The following is a 1,278-nucleotide window of genomic DNA, read 5'->3' as shown; positions in this document are numbered from 1 at the left end:
ACAGAAGATACGTGTAGTCATTACAGAATCACAGGCTTTGCCTTTGTTGACCAAGATTTCACTCTATAAAACTCCGAGGTTATCACAAACAGTAGCTGTTCAGGGGCTAGCATTTGCAGAAAAAAGCCTAGCTGTGGCAAAGGGAGAGACTCTTCATTTTAGGATTGAACGTAGTGAAAGTAGCTCCTCTTTAGAGGCTAAGATTTCGATTCAACCGGGGACAGGTGTCCATGGTGTCGCCTATCAGGATGAGATTCAAGTCCTTCAATTCCAAGCAGGGGAAAGCAAAAAAGATTTGCATCTACCAACCCTGTATTTCGCAGGAGATAAAACCTTGGATTTCTATCTGAACCTAACGGTGGATGGTCAGCTTGTGGATCAACTTCAAGTCCAAGTTTCATAAAAGAAGAACCTTTGCGCGATGCAAAGGTTCTTTTGGTTATTAGTGACTTGGTAACCAGCTGAGGGTGAAAGTTAGTTGTTCAGCTTTTAAGAGGTCTTGGTGTTGAATAGTTGATACGAGTGTTTTGTCCAGTCGGCATTCTTTGACAAAGTTAAAATGGTTGTGGTTTTGTTTAGTATGGATATCCAGCCATTTATCTTCTTTAGCGAGGTAGACTCGTAGATGGTCAAAGAGAGGGATTCCGAGGTCATAGCTTGGTTTTCCTGGACAGGTTGGATAAAATCCGAGAGCTGACCAGATGTACCAAGCAGAGAGACTACCATTGTCTTCATCTCCAGGATAGGCTTCCCAACTTGGGTGAAAAGCTTTCTGACGGAGCGTCTTGATAAGAAGGGCAGTGTAGTCAGGGTAATCGCTGTAGCGGAAGAGATAAGGAATGTGGAAACTAGGCTGGTTGGAAATGGCTATTTGTCCAAAAGGAGCAGTAGCCATCTCGCTCATTTCGTGAATTTCGTAACCATAGCCTGTTGTTTCAAAGAGGGGAGCATCTTGACAGGCTTTCAAAAGATAGTTGCTAAAGGTTTCTTTTCCACCCATCAGTTGGATTAAGCCAGGGATGTCGTGGAGAACGCCTAAAGTAGCTTGAATGGCAGAGCATTCAGCGTAGTCTCGCCCCCAACTATAAGGAGAGAAGTCAGGGTGAAAGTTTCCTTGATTGTCTCGTGCTCGCATGTAACCTGTCTCAGCGTCAAATAGCTGGCGGTAATTTTGTGAAGCAGCCTTGTAGGTTTCAGCGATTTCTATGTTCTCTAGTTTTTTGGCACAGCTGGCGATACAAAAGTCACTATAGGCATAGTCTAGAGTATGGCTAACAC

Annotated in this window: 1 protein-coding gene and 1 pseudogene; one reads left to right on the top strand and one right to left on the bottom strand. The window is 44.0% G+C overall.

What is annotated here, in order from left to right; genetic code table 11:
- Positions 1 to 403 (top strand): annotated as a pseudogene (locus DCM90_RS09880) (alpha-L-fucosidase); the annotation flags it as partial.
- A 39-nt stretch (positions 404 to 442) separates the two neighbouring features.
- Here DCM90_RS09880 and DCM90_RS09875 read toward each other — a convergent pair.
- The coding region (locus DCM90_RS09875; protein WP_191981042.1) for a glycoside hydrolase domain-containing protein at positions 443 to 1,278 on the bottom strand (836 nt) is incomplete at its 5' end.

The sequence above is a fragment of the Levilactobacillus bambusae genome (genome assembly GCF_003124125.1).
Classification (GTDB): domain Bacteria; phylum Bacillota; class Bacilli; order Lactobacillales; family Lactobacillaceae; genus Levilactobacillus; species Levilactobacillus bambusae.
Note: the sequence above shows the minus strand (reverse complement) of the source record. Positions and strands in the feature narration are given on the sequence as shown.